We start from the raw sequence: 17,638 nt of genomic DNA on the forward strand, positions 1-17,638 counted from the left end.
CTAACCAACAGGAGAAACCCATGCCGCTCGTTCGCATCGATCTGCAGAAAGGCAAGGACAGCGCGTATCGCACGACTATCGGCGATGTCGTGTACGACGCGATGCGCTCGACACTCGACGTGCCCGAGAACGATCGGTTTCAGATCGTCGCGGAGCACGGCGCGACGGACTTCATCGTCGATCGCACGTATCTCGGCATCAGCCGCACGGACGATTGCGTCGTGATCCAGGTCACGCTCAACGAAGGCCGCGACCTCGCGAAAAAGAGCGCGTTCTACAAGGCGGTCGCCGATGGCTTGCACGAACGTCTCAAGCTGCGGCGCGAGGATGTTTTCATCAGCCTCGTCGAGGTGAAGAAGGAGAACTGGTCCTTCGGCAACGGCGAGGCGCAGTACGCTCCCAAATGACCGAAGCAACGATTCCCTTCGATGTCCGCCCGATGCCGCTTCCCGATCACGCGCCCGGCGACGTGCGCGTGTGGCTGCTTCATATCGATTTTTCGATGCCGCTCGACAGCGCCGCCTACGCCGTGATGAACGCGGATGAACGCGCGCGCGCCGCGCGTTTTCTGCGTCACGCGGATGGCGCGCGTTTCGGCGCGGTGCGTTGCGCGCTGCGACATCTGCTCGCGGCCGAAACGGGCGACGATCCCGCGCGTCTCGCGTTCGATGCCGTCGATCGCGGCAGGCCGTTTCTCGTTCGCCGGAACGCGCCGGATTTCAACGTGTCGCATTCGGGCGGCTATGGCTTGATCGCGATGTCGCGAGAAAGGCGCGTGGGCGCCGATATCGAGGAAGCGCGCGCGACGTTCGATTGGCGCGATCTCGCGCCCGCGGTGCTCGGGGATATCGACCGGCGCGAAATCGAAGCCTTGCCCGACGATGCCGCCCGAAACCGCGCGTTCTTCGACTGCTGGACGGCGAAAGAGGCGGTGCTGAAGGCGCACGGCGATGGCATCGGCAGCACGGATGTCGCGATGCACGGCTTTTCAGTTCTTCCGCGCAGGGACGTTCGCTATGCGGTGACGCGCGGCGCGGGCGCGTTCGACGCTATTTCGCTCACCGCGCCCGACGGATACGCTGCCGCGCTAGCCTGGTCCTATTGATGCGCCGCAGCGACGCTCACGCCACTTTCGTGCGGAGCAAATCCCGATGCGTGAGATACAGCCGCAAGTCGAATTCGATCTGATGGTAGCCGGGCTGCATCAACTCGCACAGGCGATAGAAGGCCTTGTTGTGATCGCTTTCCTTCAGATGCGCGAGTTCATGCACGACGATCATCCGAAGAAACTCGGGCGCGGTGTCCCTGAAAAGCGACGCAATGCGGATTTCCTTCTTCGCCTTGAGCTTCGCGCCCTGCACGCGCGAGATGGCGGTGTGCAGGCCGAGCGCGTGACGCAGCACGTCGAGCTTGCTGTCGTAGAAGACTTTGTCGATTGCAGGCGCGACGCGCAGGAATTCCTGCTTCAGATCTGAGCAATATTCATAGAGCGCGCGATCGGACTGTACGGCGTGCCTGTTCGGATAGCGCGCGTCGAGATACGAACCCAGTTGTTGCTGGGCGATCAGTCGGCGAACCTTGTCCTGCAGCACGTTCGGGTAGGCGCTCAGGTATTTCAGGTGTTGCATGACGGCCAAATTCGATAAAAATGCCTGCGTGCGCAGGCGGGCGTGGGACGCATCGGGCAGCGTCCGCAGCGTGATTTGCGCAGCGATTCAGCAATCATTTTAGTCAACGCCGCGCGGCCTCGCCGACGCCGTTCGCACAAGCGTGTTTCGACGCACGCAATTGCGTAAGTTTATGTTTCAGGCCGGTTTCGACCCCAGCGACCGTGCGAACATGCGCCCTCTTCGGGCAAGGGCGACAAAGGCGGTTTCTTCATGGCATCGAGCAAGGCTCATCATGCGACGGGATGGGCGGCAGGCATCATCGCGGCGGCGATCGTGACGCATCCGGCCACGGCGGGCGGCGCGAACATGCTCGCGGGCGTTTTCGCGCTGCTCGCGGGCGTCGCCGGGGCGACCGCGCCGGACTGGCTCGAAGTCGCGTGGTGGACGCGCGCGCGCAAGCTCTGGATCACGCATCGCACGCTCACGCACTGGGGCATCGGCTGGGTTGCGCTGCTCGCGCTTTCGTATCACTTTCTCGGCCGGCATCCGGCGGCGCCCGTCGCGTTCGGCTTCGCGTGCGGCGGGCTCATGCATCTCTTCGCGGACTGGCCGAACCCGCTCGGCGTGCCTTGGATCGCCGCGCGCCATTCGCTCAATCTATGGACGAGCGGCCATTGCGATCTGATCATCGTCGCGGCTGCGTGGGCTGCAGCGCTTTTCGTCGTCGACGATGTCTGGTTTCATCATGTCTATGGCCGCATGCTGCTGAACGCACTACATATCTAGCACGACATCGCGAGGAGTCACGTTCTCATGCAACCGAATCCCATGCGCAATCGCTTCGCTTTCTTCCTTGCCGCCTTTCTCGCGATGCTCGCGCTCGGCGGCTGCGCGGGCTTCTTCAATCGCGACGCGATGCGCGTGAGCGTCGCGGGCATCGAGCCGCTCGAAGGGCAAGGGCTGGAGATGCGTTTCGCCGTGAAGCTGCGCATTCAGAACCCGAACGACGCGCCGATCGACTTCGATGGCGTCGCGCTCGATCTCGATCTCAACGGCCGCGCATTCGCGAGCGGCGTCAGCGATCAGCGCGGAACGGTGCCGCGTTTCGGCGAAACGGTGCTGTCCGTGCCGGTGACGGTATCGGCATTCTCGATGGCGCGCCAGGCGTTCGGCTTTGCGAGCGGCGACACCGTCAGCAAGGTGTCGTATGCGGTGCGCGGCAAACTCGCGGGCGGCGCGTTCGGCGGCGCGCGCTTCGCCGACAGCGGTTACGTCGATCTGCCGGGCATGGGCGCGCCCGGCTACTAGGGCGCGGACGGCTCCCACGGATCGTAAGGCACGACGCGATCCGCCTCGTTGGCGTCGTTGCGGGCGATCACGGCGCGCGCTGCTTGCGTCGCGCTCAGATTGACCGGCTGATGCGGCACGCCCGGCGGAATGAATACGAAGTCGCCCGGCTCGTTGATGACCGATTCCGCCAGTCCCGGCCCATAGCGCGTCTCGATGCGTCCTTCGAGTATGTAGATGCCGGTCTCGTAGCCAACGTGGATGTGCGGCTCGCCGCGTCCGCCCGGCGGCACGACGACGATATGCATCGCGAGTCCGCGCGTGCCCGCCGTCTTCGCCGACAGCCCGATGAAATACGGCAGATGCTGAACCGTCGCGAGTTGCTCTTTCGGACGCACCGTGACGACCGTCTGCTGCGCTGTCTCTTCAGTGAAATCCTGCATGGCGATGCCTCCGTGAGCCGCTCTTGAGCTATCGACAATAGTCGAAAGCCGATGTCGCGCAAAGGTCATGCGATGCGGCTAACGTAGCCGGAATGCGCGCACCGTCTTTGTGCAACCGCACATGCCCGACCCGCGAGCGATGCGCCGGGGCGGCGCATAATCTCCTTGATTCGAAGCGCGAGCCGCAATCGCACCGCAACCGAAAGCCTCGGGAGGACACCATGCTGGTCAAGAACGAAGCGCGGGTCGAACATCTCATCAACGATCTTCTCGAGTTCGCGAGAGGGCGATTGCCGGAGCCAAGCTTCAAGGTCATCGAGCCGCTGCTTCGCTATTACTACGAGCAGGTCGATGTCGAGGATATCGCGAGCCGCGATGTCGCCGATCTCTACGGCGCCGCGATGGCGCACTGGCAGACCGCGCAGAAGTTCGTGCCGGGGCGCGAGGTGCTGCGCGTCTACAACCCGAATCTGGAGCAGCACGGCTGGCATTCGGATCACACGGTCGTCGAGATCGTCAACGACGACATGCCGTTTCTCGTCGATTCGGTGACGATGGAACTCAACCGCCTGGGGCTCGCGCTGCATTCGGCGATTCATCCGGTGTTTCGCGTCTGGCGCGCGAGCAAGGGCGCGCATACGGGCGAGATCGAGCGCATCGGTCAGGGTCATGCCGAAGCGGGCGACGGCAACTCCGAGCTCGAATCGTTCATCCATTTCGAAGTCAATCGCTGCGGCGACGGCGAGCGTCTCGACGAAGTGCGCGAGAACATCGCGCGCGTGCTCGGCGACGTGCGCGCGGCGGTCGAAGACTGGCCGAAAGTCACCGAGGCCGCGCGTGTAGCGATAGACGATCTGAAGGCGCGCGATACGACGCCCGACGGCATCGAGTCCCGCGCGTTCCTCGAATGGATGGTCGCCGATCACTTCACGTTCCTCGGCTGCCGCGATTACGAACTCGTCGAGCATGAAGGCGGCTTCGCGCTGCGCGGCGTGGCCGGCTCGGGCCTCGGCATTTTGCGCGAAACCTTGCGCGCGCCGTCCGACGGGGACGTGACGCCGCTGCCGCCGGGCGCGGCCGCGATCATCGAAGGCGCGGCGCCGATCTTTCTGACGAAGGCGAATTCGCGCGCGACGGTGCATCGGCCGGGCTATCTCGACTATGTCGGCGTGAAGCGCACGTCGCCGGATGGCAAGGTGATCGGCGAACGGCGCTTCCTCGGTCTCTATACGTCGACGGCGTATCTCGTGCCCACGTCCGAGATCCCGATCGTGCGCCGCAAATGCGCGAACATCGTGCGGCGCGCGGGCTTTCTCGCGAAGGGGCATCTGGCGAAGTCGCTTATCACGGTGCTCGAACAATATCCGCGCGACGAACTGTTCCAGGCCGATGAAGACGTGCTCTTCGATATCGCCATCGGCGTGCTGCGTTTGCAGGAACATCAGCGCACGCGGCTTTTCGTGCGGCGCGACCGCTTCGACCGCTTCGTGTCATGCCTCGTCTTCGTGCCGCGCGACAAGTTCAACACCGACTTGCGCCGCCGCATCAGCCGTGTGTTGATGGAAGCGTTCAACGGCAAGAGCATCGAGTTCACGCCGCTCCTGTCCGAATCGCCGCTCGCGCGCATTCATATCGTCGTGCGTGCGGACAGAGGCGCGATGCCCGAAGTCGATACCCGCGAACTCGAAGCGCGCGTCGTGCAGGTCGCGCGCCGCTGGCAGGACGATCTCGCCGATGCGCTCATCGACAGTCACGGCGAGGAAGCGGGCAACCGGCTCCTGCAGCGTTATGCCGATTCGTTCCCGGCGGGTTATCGCGAGGACTATCCGGCGCGCACGGCGGTGCGCGACATCGAATTGATCGAGGCGACGCATACGCGGCCCGGCGGCTTGTCGATGAGCCTGTACCGGCCGATCGAAGCCGGACGCCGCGCGTTTCGCTTCAAGGTGTATCGCGTCGGCGATCCGATCGCGCTGTCGCACAGCCTGCCGATGCTGGAGCATCTCGGCGTGCGTGTCGATGAAGAGCGGCCGTATCTGATCGAGCCGACCGGCGCGCCAAATGCGTGGATCCACGATTTCGGGCTGGAGTTGCAGGACGACGTGGAGTTCGATATCGACCGCGTGAAGCCGCTCTTCGAAAACGCGTTCGCGAGCGTGTGGTCGGGCGAGATCGAGAACGACGACTACAACCGTCTCGTTCTGCGCGCGGAGTTCGGCGCGCGCGACGTGACGATCATGCGCGCCTATGCGAAATATCTGCGGCAGGTTGGCTCGACCTTCAGCGATGCGTATATCGAGCGCGCGCTGATCGGCAATCCGCTGATCGCGAAGAAGCTGCTGCAACTCTTCATGGTGCGTTTCGATCCGGCGCGCGGCGGCTCGGCGGAAGATCGCGACAAGGCCGCCGAACGCGTGCTCGCCGATATCGAAGCCGCGCTCGACAAGGTGCCGAATCTCGACGAAGACCGCATCCTGCGTCAGTTTCTGGGCGTCATCACGGCGACGGTGCGAACCAATCATTTCCATCGCGATGCGCAAGGCCAGCCGCGTCCGTATGTGTCGTTCAAGCTCGATCCGTCGAAAGTGCCGGGCTTGCCCGAGCCGAAGCCGATGTTCGAAATCTGGGTCTATGCGCCGCGCGTCGAGGGCGTGCATTTGCGCGGCGGACGCGTTGCGCGCGGCGGGCTGCGCTGGTCGGACCGGCGCGAGGATTTCCGCACCGAAGTGCTCGGCCTCATGAAAGCGCAGATGGTGAAGAACACAGTGATCGTGCCGGTCGGATCGAAAGGCGGCTTTGTCGTGAAGAATCCGCCGCCCGTATCGGATCGGGAAGCGTTTCTCAATGAAGGCGTCGCGTGTTATCAGATGTTCCTGCGCGGCCTGCTCGACGTGACCGACAACCGCACGCCCGATGGCATCGTGCCGCCGCCCGATGTCGTGCGCCACGATCCCGACGATCCGTATCTCGTCGTCGCCGCCGACAAGGGCACGGCCACGTTCTCCGACTACGCGAACGCGATCGCGCACGAATACGGCTTCTGGCTCGACGATGCCTTCGCGTCCGGCGGGTCGGTCGGCTACGACCACAAGAAGATGGGCATCACGGCGCGCGGTGCGTGGGAATCGGTGAAGCGGCATTTCCGCGAGATGAACTTCGATACGCAGACGACCGATTTCACCGTGGTCGGCATTGGCGACATGTCCGGCGACGTCTTCGGCAACGGCATGCTGCTGTCGCGCCATATCAGGCTGATTGCGGCGTTCGATCATCGGCATGTGTTTCTCGATCCGACGCCCGATGCGGCCACGAGCTTCGATGAGCGCGCGCGTCTTTTCGCGCTGCCGCGCTCCAGCTGGGCCGACTACGATCCCGCATTGATCTCGACGGGCGGCGGTGTCTATCCGCGCACGGCGAAGTCGATTCCGATCTCGCCGCAAGTGCAGGCGGCGCTCGGCATCAGCGCATCGGTGCTCGCGCCGAACGAACTGATCCGCGCGATCCTGCTGGCCGAGGCGGATCTGCTCTATAACGGCGGCGTCGGGACGTATGTGAAGTCGAGCGCGGAGACGCATCAGCAAGTCGGCGATCGAACGAATGATGGCGTGCGCGTGAACGGCGCGGAACTGCGCGTGAAGGTCGTCGCGGAAGGCGGCAATCTCGGGCTCACGCAACTGGGGCGCATCGAGTTCGCGCAGAAGGGCGGCCGCATCAATACGGATGCCATCGATAACTCGGCGGGCGTCGACTGTTCGGATCACGAGGTCAACATCAAGATTCTGCTCGGCCTCGTCGTCGCGGATGGCGAGATGACCGAGAAGCAACGCAACGCGCTGCTCGCCGAAATGACCGATGAAGTCGGCCTGCTCGTGCTGAAGGACAACTATGCGCAGACGCAGGCGCTGTCGATCGCAAAGCGCCATGTCGCCGAAACGCTCGACGCCGAAGCCCGCATGATGCGCTTCCTCGAACGCGCCGGGCGCCTGAAACGGCGCATCGAGTTCCTGCCGAACGACGACGACATCAACGAGCGCGCGGCGGCGAAGTCGGGGCTGACGTCGCCAGAACGCGCGGTGCTGCTCGCGTACGGCAAGATGTGGCTCTACGACGAACTGCTCGAATCGGACGTGCCCGAAGACGCGCTCGTCGCGGACATGCTGCCCGAGTATTTCCCGAAGCCCTTGCAGCAGCGCTATAGCGAGACGATGCAGCGCCATCCGCTGAAGCGCGAGATTCTCGCGACGCATCTGACGAACGCGCTCGTGAATCGTGTGGGCTGTACGTTCGTGCATCGGCTGATGGAAGAGACCGATGCGCGCCCGAGCGATATCGTGCGCGCGGCGCTGATGTCGCGCGATGTCTTCGATCTCGACGATTTGTGGCGCAGCATCGACGGACTCGACAACATCGTCGCGGATGAAGTGCAGGCGCGCATGTTCGTCGATGTCGTGCGTCTGCTCGACGATACGTCGCTGTGGTTCCTGCGTCATCTGAAGCACAACGGATCGGGCTCGAACGAGGCGAAGGGTTTGCTCGCGCGTTGCCGCGAGGCGGCGCTTCGACTCGCGCCGCAACTGCCGGCGCTCTTGCCCGCGACGCAGCTCGACGCGTGGTACGCGCGGCGGCGCGATCTGGAGGATGCGGGCGTCGAGAGCAGTCTCGCGGCGCGCGTCGCGAGCGGCGAGATCGCGACCGCCGTGCTCGACAGCGCGGAAGTGGCGGCGTGTTCCGGGCGCGGCCTGGAACTGGTGGCGAGCGTGTATTTCGGCATCGGCACGTTGCTCGATTATCGCGGCATCGCCGAACGGGCGATGGCACTGCCGATCACGACGCACTGGGACTTACTCGCGCGCGCGGCGGCGCTGGAAGAGCTCGCGCGATTGAAGCGCGCGCTGACGGTGAGCGCGCTCGAACAGTCGCGCGGCATCGATGCGCCGGATGTGATCGTCGAGAGCTGGCGCGCGAAACGGCAGGACGCGCTGGATCGGTACACGCGCTTGCTGGCCGAATTGCGGGCGAGCGGCGGCGCGAGTTTGTCGATGCTGCTGGTGGTCGTCAGGGAGATGGCGGTGCTGGAGAGAGCGTAGGGACCGTGGGGATTGGCGGCCTTTTATCAATTCTCAACAAATCGTCTCAGGCGTTCCCCTCGGCACTCATTTTTAGGAACTGTCCTTCTTTTTGAAAGATTTGAATTGCCAAATAATTGTCGATTTTTCGAAAGCACCTGTCTGACGGCAGGTGTTTTCAAGATTCGACGTTTTGGAGGCAATTCATGAGCGTTATCAAAGGACGCCTGGCGATCGCGGTTGCGGTCGCGTCCGTTGCAGTTTTATTTGGCGGTTGCGCGACCGAGGCGTCGCACTCGGTTGCGGTTCCCGCCGTCGCGAGTTCCCAGAAGCCGTTCGCGGGCAAGCCCGTGCCCGTGGCCATCGGCAAGTTCGACAATCGCTCGAATTACATGCGTGGCGTGTTCTCGGATGGCGTCGATCGCCTCGGCAGTCAGGCGAAGACCATCCTCGCCACGGCCTTGCAGCAAAGCCGACGCTTCACCGTGCTGGATCGCGACAACCTTGGCGAAACGAAACAGGAAGCCGGGTTCGCGAACAAGGCGCAGTCGATTCGAGGCGCGAATTACATCATCACCGGCGACGTGACGGAGTTCGGCCGCAAGGATGTCGGCGATCAGCAATTGTTCGGTATTCTCGGACGCGGGAAGACTCAGGTGGCCTATGCGAAGGTCAGCCTCAATATCGTCGATATCGCCACGTCCGAGATCGTGACGTCGAGCCAGGGCGCCGGTGAATTCAGTTTGTCGAGCCGCGAAGTGATCGGCTTCGGCGGAACGTCGAGCTATGACTCCACGCTCAATGGCAAGGTGCTCGATCTTGCGATCAGCGAAGCGGTCAATCACCTGGCCGAACAAGTCGATGCCGGCGCCCTGCCGGCCGCAAAGTAATTCCACTCGTTTTCATCCGAACAACAACATGATCGTCAAGATTCACAAACTGACCGGCTTCGCGCTGCCGGTCGCGGTGGCGTGCTCGCTGCTGACGGGTTGCGCAACACAGACCACGTCGCTTTATCAATGGGACGGCTATCAGCCGCAGGTCTACGAATACTTCAAGGGACAAACGAGTCCGTCCGACCAGATCGCCGCACTCGAAGCGGCCCGCGAGAAGGTCTTCGCAAAGGACAAGACATTGCCTCCGGGCTTTCGCGCGCATCTCGGCATGTTGTACGCGACCGTGGGCAAGGGCGCCGAGGCTCGTCAGCAATTGACCGAGGAAAAGGAGCGCTTTCCCGAGTCGTCTACGTATATGGATTTTCTGTTGAGCAAACTTCAGTAAGCACCGACCATGACTTTCAATATTTCCCGCAAACTCATCGCGGTGCTGTCGATCCTCTTGACGATGACCGCATGCGCTTCGCGCTCGCCGAGCCAGACGGACTACACGGCGTTCCGCAACAGCAAGCCGCGTTCGATTCTCGTTCTTCCGCCTGTCAACGACTCGAAGGATGTCGGCGCGACCTACGGCATGCTGTCCCAGATGACGATGCCGCTCGCCGAGGGCGGTTACTACGTCGTGCCGGTCGCCGAGATGGAAGAGACCTTCAGGCACAACGGTCTGACGACTGCAAACGACATTCAGGACGTCTCGGCGGCGAAGCTGCGCAGCATTTTCGGCGCGGACGCAGCGTTGTACACGAAGATCACCGCATACGGCTCGTCGTATCAAGTGGTCGCGAGCACGACTCTGGTCACGGCCGCGGCGAAGCTCGTCGATCTGCGCTCAGGCGAAACGCTTTGGAGCGGTTCGGCCACGGCGAATGGCAAGGAGGTCGGCACGAACGTGAGCGTCGGGTCCGGTCTCATTGGCGCGCTTGCGCAAGCTGCTGTCACGCATGTCGTGAATGTCACCAGCGACAAGTCATGGGCCGTTGCGGGACTCACTAGTCAGCGCTTGCTGGCAACGGGTGGATCGAACGGTCTGCTGTATGGGCCACGCTCGCCGAAATACGGAACGGACTGACCGGGACATAACGCGAGAAGCGACAACGCGCCGAATCATCGGCGCGTTTTTTTTCGCCGATTAAACCGTCGTTTCCTTAATAGATGATCCTTAAATAAGGAATACACAGCAAAGCCATGAAGCACTGTATCCACTCGCTCGCCGCATCGGCAACTTTGTCCGATACATGCTAGATCACATGCACGATTTAACTGCTCGGGCACTTTACATCGCGTAAATCAAGGCATTAAATCAACAGGCGGGCCGAAGCGTCCGCTTGTTGCAATTCATCCCCGTTCTCGTGATTTCTCCGACGTGCATCCGATCGACATGCCACGCACGATCCGATGGCGGGTTCCTTGCGCTTTCGCGTACCAACTGGCAGGGTCGGACACGTCGCGGCGCTTCATATAGCAGCGAGGTCTCACAATGAGCAACATTTCAGGCGAAGCGATCGACACCCTCAAGGCGTCGGTGCGAGGCAGGCTCATCACACCGTCGGATTCCGATTACGACGAAGCGCGCAAGGTCTGGAACGCGACTATCGACAGGCGCCCCGCGCTCATCGTGCGTTGCGCCGGCGCGGCTGACGTCATCGCCGCGCTAGCGTTCGCGCGCGAGCAGGGCGTACTCGTTTCGATTCGCGGCGGATCGCACAACATCGCGGGCAGCGCAGTCAGCGACGACGCCTTGATGATCGATCTCTCCGCGCTGAAGTCCGTGCGTATCGATCCGCAAGCGAAGCGCGCCCATGTCGAGCCCGGCGCGCTGCTCTCCGACTTCGATCACGAAGCGCAGGCATTCGGCCTCGCGACACCGCTCGGCATCAACTCGACGACGGGCGTCGCCGGTCTCACGCTCGGTGGCGGCTTCGGCTGGATCAGCCGCAAGTTCGGCGTGACAGTCGACAATCTCGTCGCAGCGGAGATCGTCACGGCCGACGGCACCTGGCGCCGCGTGAGCGCGGACAGCGAGCCCGATCTCTTCTGGGCATTGCGCGGCGGCGGCGGCAACTTCGGCGTCGTGACGCTCTTCGAATATCAGCTGCATGAAGTCGGTCCGCAGATATACGGCGGCCTCGTCGTCTTTCCGCTCGAACAGGCGAATGAGGTTCTGCCGAAGTATCGCGAGTTCGTCGCGCAATGTCCCGACGAGCTCACCGTGTGGGCCGTGCTGCGTCTCGCGCCGCCGCTGCCGTTTCTTCCCGAGGACGCGCACGGCAAGCCCGTGGTCGTGCTGGCGAGTTGCTATGTCGGCCCGGTCGAAAACGGCGAAAGGGCGCTCGCGCCCGTACGCAGCTTCGGCACGCCCTATGGCGAACATCTCGGCGCGATGCCGTTCGCAGCATGGCAGAAGGCATTCGATCCGCTGCTCACGCCGGGTGAGCGCAACTACTGGAAATCGCACAACTTCGCGAGTCTGAACGACGCAACCTTCGACATCCTGACGAATGCGGTGAAGTCGCTTCCGTCGACGCAGTGCGAGGTCTTCATCGGCGCGATGGGCGGGCAGACGAATCGCGTGCCGGTCGATGCAACCGCTTATGCGAATCGCGATTCGATCTACACGATCAACATTCACGGCCGCTGGAGCGAGGCCGCGGACGACGAGAAGTGCACGAAGTGGGCGCGCGACATGTTCTCCGCGATGACGCCGCATGCAATCGGCAGCGTCTACGTGAACTTCATGACGGGAGAAGAAGGAGACCGTGTGAGAGCGGCGTATGGTCCGAATTACGAGCGGCTCGCCGAAGTGAAGCGGCGCTACGATCCGGATAACCTGTTCCGCAGCAATCAGAACATCACGCCGGCGGCGTGACGGCAGGTGCGTCGTGTTTCGCGATGAAACACGACGCACCGCAAGCGTCGTTCAGGGCCGATTCAGTTGACGGCCGATATCGCGCGTGCCGAACTTCGACGCGTCGTTATCGGCTTCTTCGTAGACGAGCTTGAGCGTTTCGACGCTCAGATATTGACGCAAGAGGCCCAAAAATTTTGGCTCGACCGCGAGACGCAGCCGGTCGAATCGTTGATGCAAGCGGCTCCGTTCGAGATAATCCGCGACGGCCCGCGCGAACTTCTCACGATCCATTTCTGCCGTTTCGGTCGCGCGCGGCGCGGGGTTCCTGAGGTCCTCGACTTGCCGCAAATCCAGCTTCAATCCCTGCGTTTCGAAGATCCGGGCACGGCTGCCGTCGGCGGCGAGAACCCAGGTGATGGCGGTCATGATGCTCCTCCTGTTCGCCAGCCCAAGCGGGCTCCCGCCATTGTGCGCCTAATCTTCGTTTAGCGGCTTCGTTGTCGCCCCGCATTCGTTTTCGCGGCGCAGCAACGCGCGCGCGAATGTGCATCAAGGCAGCATCGAACCGCTCGCTGCGAAGCGCGTGTGGAACGAAAACGCCTGATCGAGGCGATGCGGCGTATGTCCGCCGAGCGCTGCTGCATCGCGGTAATAGTCGCGCAAAAGATCGCGATAGAGCGGATGCGCGCAGTGCTCGATCACGCTCATCGCGCGTTCGCGTGGCGCGAGGCCGGTGAGGTTGGCGAGCCCGCGTTCGGTCACGACGATATCGACATCGTGCTCGTTGTGGTCGCAATGGGGCACCATCGGCACGATGCTCGAGATACGGCCTTCCTTCGCGACCGATTTCGTCGCAAACACCGCATACGCCGCATTGCGCGCGAAGTCGCCCGAGCCGCCGATGCCGTTCATCATGTGCGTGCCGCCGACGTGCGTCGAATTCACGTTGCCGTAGATGTCGGCTTCGAGCGCCGTGTTGATCGCGATGAGACCGAGACGCCGAATCACTTCAGGATGATTGCTCACTTCCTGCGGCCGCAGCACGAGCCGGTCGCGATAGCGTTCGATCTCGTTGAACACTTTCTCCTGCCGTTGCGCGGACAGCGTGATCGACGCGCCCGATGCGAACGTCGCCTTGCCTGAGTCGAGCAGATCGAAGGTCGAGTCTTGCAGCACTTCGGAATAGATCGTCAGCGCTTCGAACGGCGACGCCGCGAACCCCGACAGCACAGCGTTCGCAATGGTGCCGATGCCGGCCTGCAACGGCGGCAACTGTTTCGGCAGACGCCCGCGCGAGACTTCATGCTGGAAGAACTCGATGAGATGACCGGCGATCAACGCCGTGTCCTGGTCGGCGGGCAACACGGTGGATGCGCTGTCCGGCTTGTCGGTGATGACGATCGCGGCGATCTTCTCGATCGGAATCTCGATGGCGGCCGCGCCGATCCGGTCATGCGGGCGCACGATCGGCAGCGCTTCGCGCGCGGGACGGCGCTCGGGAATCCAGATGTCGTGCAGGCCTTCGAGCGAGAGCGGCTGCGCCAGATTGATCTCGACGATCACGCGTTCGGCGAGGATCGCGAAGCTCGCGGTATTGCCGACCGAGGTCGTCGGCACGATGCCGCCGCTCTCGGTGATCGCGGCTGCTTCGACGATCGCGAGGTCGAGCTTGCCGAGGCGATTCGCGCGCAGCAGTTCGACCGTCTCCGACAGGTGTTGATCGACGAACATTACGTCGCCGCGGTTGATCGCGCGGCGCAAGGTCGTGTCGACCTGAAACGGCAGGCGTCGCGCAATCGCACCGGCTTCGGTCAGGATGCGGTCCGTGTCATGACCGAGCGATGCGCCCGTCATGAGCGTGATACGCAACGGTTCGTCTTCCTCGCGGGCGCGGCGCGCGATCTCGAGCGGCACGGCTTTCGCGTCACCCGCGCGCGTAAAGCCGCTTGCGCCGACGATCATGCCGTCGCGAACGAGTTGAGCCGCTTCGGCGGCCGAGGTGATTTTTCCGCGCAACGCGGCACAGCGAATACGATCTTCGTACATCGACGTCTATCTTCAAGAGCTTCGTTTAACCGAAGGCGATTATAGGTAGCGCGGTTTGCCGTCGAAATCGCAACGTTGAAAGACATTGTTCCAATGCCGTGCGACATTGCGCTTTGTCCAAATCGATGCACGCGAGCGCGTTCGCACGCGCCATGAAAGTGCGGCAAAAGAGCGCGCTGGCGAAAAATCGATTCGACTATAAGACGCGCGACGCCGTGGATTAATCGCCGGACCAGGAAATCAGCTTTGCATGGCGAGGAAGGATGCGTTCAGCGATGCGCGTCGAAGGGCGCATCCGGATCCACCAGCGCCGTGCGGACGAAGTGCAGGCACGCGAGCACGCGCTGCACCTCGCGCCGCGCGTTGCGTTCGTCGCGCGTGCGTTCGAGCATGTCTTCTGCGATCACGATCGATGCGACGACCGAAGCTATCGCGCGACGCAGCGTCCGGCTATCCGGCGTGCGGAACAGCACGGCGATATCGCGCAACACACGCGCGAGCGACGTGCTCCACGCGATGCGCAATGCATCGGGAAAGCACGCCGTATGCAGCGCGCGGGAGTCGCGCCGAAGATCGATCATCGCTTGTCCGACTTCGAGCGTGACGAGCATCCACAGAAGCGCATGCCGATGTTCACGCGAGCGTCGCGTGAGCAAGGCGCGCAATTGCGACATCAGATCGTGCGTGCCCGAATGGAAGCGCTCGCCGAGTCCCGCGAGCTTGCCTTCGCATGCGAGCGCCGCTTGCGCGCGCAATTGCGCGAGCGTCTTGCCGACGAGCCAACGCGTGCGTGGCGGCACGATGACCGCGCACGCGATGGCCGCGCCGAGCATCGCGACGAGAACGGCAACGCCGTTGTTCAGCAACAGGCCCGGATCGTAGACGATGCGATTGTCGGGCGCGGCGAGCAGGCAGAAGAACACGCAGAAGCCGATGCCATAGCCCGCGCTCGACGGACGCATCGCGAGAAAAGCGCCTGCCGCGAGCGGCGGCGCGAGCATCGCGCACAGGAGCGCCAGGCCGTCGATCGCCGGATACACGCGACACAGATATGCATATCCGATGACGATCGCGAGCGCCGCACCCGCGGCCATCTGCGCGATGAATTTCGAAGGCCGCGCCAATGCCGACGACAACGCGCACGCGAGCGTCGCGCCGATGACGGCGTAGCCTCCGCTCGGCCACGCCGTCACGATCCAGAACCAGGCCGTCGCCGCGATCACGATGCCTGTACGCATGAAGGTCGCGACGACGACGAAGCGGCTGGTCCGCGCGTCGTATCGCGGCGCCGCGCGATGGTTCGGAATCGACAGATAGCGAATCGTATCGGCGATGAAGCGATACAGCAGCTCCGCCGATGTCGTGAAATCGAGTTGCGTCGCGTGATCGGTGTGAGGGAGCGCGCGTTGTGCATCGCGCAGGCGTTTCGGCAGCGTCGCTTTGTAGCGCTCCAGATGTTCCTTCAGCGCTTCGCGTTCGAAGTTCTGCGCAAGCTCTTCGAAGAAGGGCGCGAGTGCATCGCTCGCGCGCAGGCGCTTCATCGATTGATCGAGCGCATGCAGGCGCGCGCATGCGTTCATGAAGGCGCTGTTCAGTTGCGCCAGCTTGCCGTTGCCCTGACGCATCGCGGGCGACTCATACGTGGCGAAACCACGCGTCGCTTCGAAGCCGACGATCTCATCGACGAAATCGGCGAAGCGGCGTTCGCGCGCGATACGCGAAAGACGTCCGCGCAATACGTCGGCGGCGAATGCGGCGAAACGCATCCGGCGCGCATCGAGCGACTGCGTGAGCGTCGCGCTCGCATGACGCGGAAACACGAGCGCGCTCACCACGCTCGAACACACGATGCCGAGCATCACTTCCGCACCGCGCGTGAGCGTTGCGATGAGCAGGCTGTTCGGATCGGTGACGGCGGGAATGCCGATCAGCGCAGCCGTATAGCCCGCGAGCACGAAGCCATACCAGCGAAAGTGCCGGTAACGCACGGCGAGCGCGGTGCACGCCGCGACCCATATCGTCAGCGCGAGCGCATGGAGCTCGGGCTGTTGCACGAACACGGCGCCGAGCGCGAGCGCGGCGATCATGCCGAGCGCCGTGCCCGCGAAACGATAGACGCTCTTCGCGAGCACCATGCCGGAGAACGGCTGCATCAGGACGAAGGTGGTCGTCATCGCGACGCGCGGCTGCGGCAATTCCAGCCGCATCGCGATGCTCATCGCGATGAACGCGGCCAGCAAGGTCTTTGCGAGATGCAGCCAGACGTGGCCATCGGTGACGAGCCAGTCGCGCATCGACAGGCGTGCTTGCTGGAGCGACATGCTGACCGCCGATAGTCCTCTCGTCATGAAGGCGCCGATTGTAGGCAAGCGGACCGGGCGGATTAATGTGCAAATCAGGGAACATTCTTTCCTGATTCAACAACAATCGATCGCGCGCCAAGGCGGACAATAGCGCTTCCGAAGTGAATGTGACGGTTTGATGGACACCCTACAGAACATGCGGGTTTTCACTCGCGTGATCGAAGCCGGCAGCTTCACGGCTGCGGCTCAGTCGATGAACTCGACGACCGGCGCGATGTCGCGCGCCGTATCCGAACTCGAAGCCCATTTGCGCACGCGCCTGATGAACCGCTCCACGCGGCGTCTCGCGCTGACATCGGCGGGCGAGCGTTATCTGAAGCGCGTGCGGCAGATTCTCGCCGATATCGACGGCGCCGAAGAAGAAGCAAGCTGCGCGTATGAGCATCCGACGGGCACGTTGCGCATGTCCAGTTTCGCGAGCGTCGGACAACATTACATATTGCCTGCGATCGCGCGATATCGCGCGCTCTATCCCGATGTGAAAGTCGAACTCACGCTATCGCAGCGCATGCCCGATCTCTTCGAAGGCAGCAGCGACGTAGCGGTGGTGTCGGCGGGCGCGCTGTCGGATTCTGAAGTGATTTCGCACAAGCTGGGCGAGACCTTCAGCATTCTGTGCGCGTCGCCGGAATACATACGTTCGCGCGGCGCGCCCGACGTGCCCGCCGATCTCGCGCAACACGATTGCCTCACGCTGCAGACGCCCGCGTTTCCCGCGCGCGAGTGGACGCTCGAAGGGCCGGAAGGCCGCGAGACGATGCAGATCAGCGGAACGGTGCAGGTGAACATCGCGGAATCGCTCGTCGTCGCGATTCGCGAAGGCATGGGCATCGGCATGTTGCCGCTCTATGCTGCGATCGAAGGCTTGCGCAATGGCTCGCTCGTGCGCGTGCTGCCGCAGCACACGCTGCAGCGCACGAATCTCTATGCGCTCTATGCGTCGCGCAAGTTCGTCGATGCGAAGACGCGTACGTGGGTCGAATTCCTGCGCGCGCATCTTCCCGACGTGATCGCGCGCGATGAAGCGTTGCTCGCGGAAGTGGGCCGAACGCCATCGAAGGTTCTGCGCGCCGCGTGAA

15 protein-coding genes are annotated in these 17,638 nt (G+C 63.1%); 10 read left to right on the forward strand and 5 right to left on the reverse strand.

Annotated elements, in window-relative coordinates:
• Nucleotides 1-20: 20 nt before the first annotated feature.
• Together NCS03_RS16135 and NCS03_RS16140 are read left to right on the forward strand one after the other, a co-directional pair.
• Nucleotides 21-407 (forward strand): tautomerase family protein, encoded by a 387-nt coding sequence (locus tag NCS03_RS16135; protein ID WP_008353665.1) that lies wholly within the window; start codon nucleotides 21-23, stop codon nucleotides 405-407.
• Complete coding sequence (locus NCS03_RS16140; protein ID WP_250460247.1) at nucleotides 404-1,105, forward strand: 4'-phosphopantetheinyl transferase family protein; 702 nt, start codon at nucleotides 404-406, stop codon at nucleotides 1,103-1,105. Before NCS03_RS16135 ends, NCS03_RS16140 begins: the two co-directional genes overlap by 4 nt.
• A 16-nt stretch (nucleotides 1,106-1,121) precedes the next feature.
• Here the strand turns inward: NCS03_RS16140 and NCS03_RS16145 are convergent, their stop codons facing one another.
• The gene (locus tag NCS03_RS16145; RefSeq protein ID WP_008353662.1) at nucleotides 1,122-1,628 is read right to left on the reverse strand and encodes a M48 metallopeptidase family protein; all 507 of its coding nucleotides are present in this window, start codon (nucleotides 1,626-1,628) and stop codon (nucleotides 1,122-1,124) included.
• 252 nt (nucleotides 1,629-1,880) lie between these two features.
• Between NCS03_RS16145 and NCS03_RS16150 the strand changes: the two genes are divergently transcribed.
• On the forward strand, nucleotides 1,881-2,396 hold the full coding sequence (locus tag NCS03_RS16150; RefSeq protein ID WP_008353661.1) for a metal-dependent hydrolase: 516 nt from the start codon (nucleotides 1,881-1,883) through the stop codon (nucleotides 2,394-2,396).
• A 27-nt stretch (nucleotides 2,397-2,423) separates the two neighbouring features.
• The gene (locus tag NCS03_RS16155) at nucleotides 2,424-2,918 is read left to right on the forward strand and encodes an LEA/WHy family protein (RefSeq protein ID WP_175979188.1); all 495 of its coding nucleotides are present in this window, start codon (nucleotides 2,424-2,426) and stop codon (nucleotides 2,916-2,918) included.
• Here NCS03_RS16155 and NCS03_RS16160 read toward each other — a convergent pair.
• Nucleotides 2,915-3,340, reverse strand: coding sequence for a cupin domain-containing protein (locus NCS03_RS16160; RefSeq protein WP_008353659.1), 426 nt, complete (start codon nucleotides 3,338-3,340; stop codon nucleotides 2,915-2,917). The two genes, NCS03_RS16155 and NCS03_RS16160, sit on opposite strands and share 4 nt — an antisense overlap.
• A 221-nt stretch (nucleotides 3,341-3,561) precedes the next feature.
• On the opposite strand from NCS03_RS16160, the gene NCS03_RS16165 reads away from it, so the two are divergent.
• From NCS03_RS16165 to NCS03_RS16185, 5 genes are all read left to right on the forward strand, one after another.
• Entirely contained in the window at nucleotides 3,562-8,427 is a 4,866-nt protein-coding gene (locus tag NCS03_RS16165) for an NAD-glutamate dehydrogenase (protein WP_250521591.1), read from the forward strand.
• A gap of 185 nt (nucleotides 8,428-8,612) precedes the next feature.
• The gene (locus tag NCS03_RS16170) at nucleotides 8,613-9,296 is read left to right on the forward strand and encodes a CsgG/HfaB family protein (RefSeq protein ID WP_175979191.1); all 684 of its coding nucleotides are present in this window, start codon (nucleotides 8,613-8,615) and stop codon (nucleotides 9,294-9,296) included.
• Nucleotides 9,297-9,324: 28 nt separating this feature from the next.
• Nucleotides 9,325-9,687 (forward strand): DUF4810 domain-containing protein, encoded by a 363-nt coding sequence (locus NCS03_RS16175; RefSeq protein WP_008353656.1) that lies wholly within the window; start codon nucleotides 9,325-9,327, stop codon nucleotides 9,685-9,687.
• Between the two features lie 9 nt (nucleotides 9,688-9,696).
• Nucleotides 9,697-10,371 (forward strand): DUF799 domain-containing protein, encoded by a 675-nt coding sequence (locus tag NCS03_RS16180; RefSeq protein ID WP_250529389.1) that lies wholly within the window; start codon nucleotides 9,697-9,699, stop codon nucleotides 10,369-10,371.
• Between the two features lie 408 nt (nucleotides 10,372-10,779).
• The gene (locus NCS03_RS16185; RefSeq protein ID WP_250529390.1) at nucleotides 10,780-12,168 is read left to right on the forward strand and encodes an FAD-binding oxidoreductase; all 1,389 of its coding nucleotides are present in this window, start codon (nucleotides 10,780-10,782) and stop codon (nucleotides 12,166-12,168) included.
• A 51-nt stretch (nucleotides 12,169-12,219) separates the two neighbouring features.
• On the opposite strand, the gene NCS03_RS16190 is transcribed toward NCS03_RS16185, so the two are convergent.
• The 3 genes from NCS03_RS16190 to NCS03_RS16200 form a co-directional block, all read right to left on the reverse strand.
• Nucleotides 12,220-12,576 carry a host attachment protein gene (locus NCS03_RS16190; protein WP_250435640.1) on the reverse strand — a complete coding sequence of 119 codons (357 nt, stop codon included), beginning with the start codon at nucleotides 12,574-12,576 and terminating at the stop codon, nucleotides 12,220-12,222.
• Between the two features lie 123 nt (nucleotides 12,577-12,699).
• A complete protein-coding gene (gene scpC / locus NCS03_RS16195; RefSeq protein ID WP_250529391.1) occupies nucleotides 12,700-14,196 on the reverse strand; it encodes a succinyl-CoA:acetate CoA-transferase ScpC in 1,497 nt (498 codons plus the stop codon).
• Between the two features lie 269 nt (nucleotides 14,197-14,465).
• Nucleotides 14,466-16,544: an FUSC family protein gene (locus NCS03_RS16200; RefSeq protein ID WP_250529392.1), complete on the reverse strand. Its 2,079-nt coding sequence runs from the start codon at nucleotides 16,542-16,544 to the stop codon at nucleotides 14,466-14,468.
• A gap of 133 nt (nucleotides 16,545-16,677) precedes the next feature.
• Between NCS03_RS16200 and NCS03_RS16205 the strand changes: the two genes are divergently transcribed.
• Nucleotides 16,678-17,637, forward strand: coding sequence for a LysR family transcriptional regulator (locus NCS03_RS16205; protein ID WP_033537142.1), 960 nt, complete (start codon nucleotides 16,678-16,680; stop codon nucleotides 17,635-17,637).
• Nucleotide 17,638: the final 1 nt, after the last annotated feature.

Origin of the sequence: Caballeronia sp. ATUFL_F1_KS4A (assembly GCF_023630905.1) — a bacterium.
Lineage (GTDB): Bacteria > Pseudomonadota > Gammaproteobacteria > Burkholderiales > Burkholderiaceae > Caballeronia > Caballeronia zhejiangensis.

Bases quoted from the DNA above. Each gene is read 5' to 3' on its own strand.
- NCS03_RS16135 (WP_008353665.1), top strand. From the start codon at position 21: ATGCCGCTCGTTCGCATCGATCTGCAGAAAGGCAAGGACAGCGCGTAT.
- NCS03_RS16140 (WP_250460247.1), top strand. From the start codon at position 404: ATGACCGAAGCAACGATTCCCTTCGATGTCCGCCCGATGCCGCTTCCC.
- NCS03_RS16145 (WP_008353662.1), bottom strand. From the start codon at position 1,628: ATGCAACACCTGAAATACCTGAGCGCCTACCCGAACGTGCTGCAGGAC.
- NCS03_RS16150 (WP_008353661.1), top strand. From the start codon at position 1,881: ATGGCATCGAGCAAGGCTCATCATGCGACGGGATGGGCGGCAGGCATC.
- NCS03_RS16155 (WP_175979188.1), top strand. From the start codon at position 2,424: ATGCAACCGAATCCCATGCGCAATCGCTTCGCTTTCTTCCTTGCCGCC.
- NCS03_RS16160 (WP_008353659.1), bottom strand. From the start codon at position 3,340: ATGCAGGATTTCACTGAAGAGACAGCGCAGCAGACGGTCGTCACGGTG.
- NCS03_RS16165 (WP_250521591.1), top strand. From the start codon at position 3,562: ATGCTGGTCAAGAACGAAGCGCGGGTCGAACATCTCATCAACGATCTT.
- NCS03_RS16170 (WP_175979191.1), top strand. From the start codon at position 8,613: ATGAGCGTTATCAAAGGACGCCTGGCGATCGCGGTTGCGGTCGCGTCC.
- NCS03_RS16175 (WP_008353656.1), top strand. From the start codon at position 9,325: ATGATCGTCAAGATTCACAAACTGACCGGCTTCGCGCTGCCGGTCGCG.
- NCS03_RS16180 (WP_250529389.1), top strand. From the start codon at position 9,697: ATGACTTTCAATATTTCCCGCAAACTCATCGCGGTGCTGTCGATCCTC.
- NCS03_RS16185 (WP_250529390.1), top strand. From the start codon at position 10,780: ATGAGCAACATTTCAGGCGAAGCGATCGACACCCTCAAGGCGTCGGTG.
- NCS03_RS16190 (WP_250435640.1), bottom strand. From the start codon at position 12,576: ATGACCGCCATCACCTGGGTTCTCGCCGCCGACGGCAGCCGTGCCCGG.
- scpC (WP_250529391.1), bottom strand. From the start codon at position 14,196: ATGTACGAAGATCGTATTCGCTGTGCCGCGTTGCGCGGAAAAATCACC.
- NCS03_RS16200 (WP_250529392.1), bottom strand. From the start codon at position 16,544: ATGACGAGAGGACTATCGGCGGTCAGCATGTCGCTCCAGCAAGCACGC.
- NCS03_RS16205 (WP_033537142.1), top strand. From the start codon at position 16,678: ATGGACACCCTACAGAACATGCGGGTTTTCACTCGCGTGATCGAAGCC.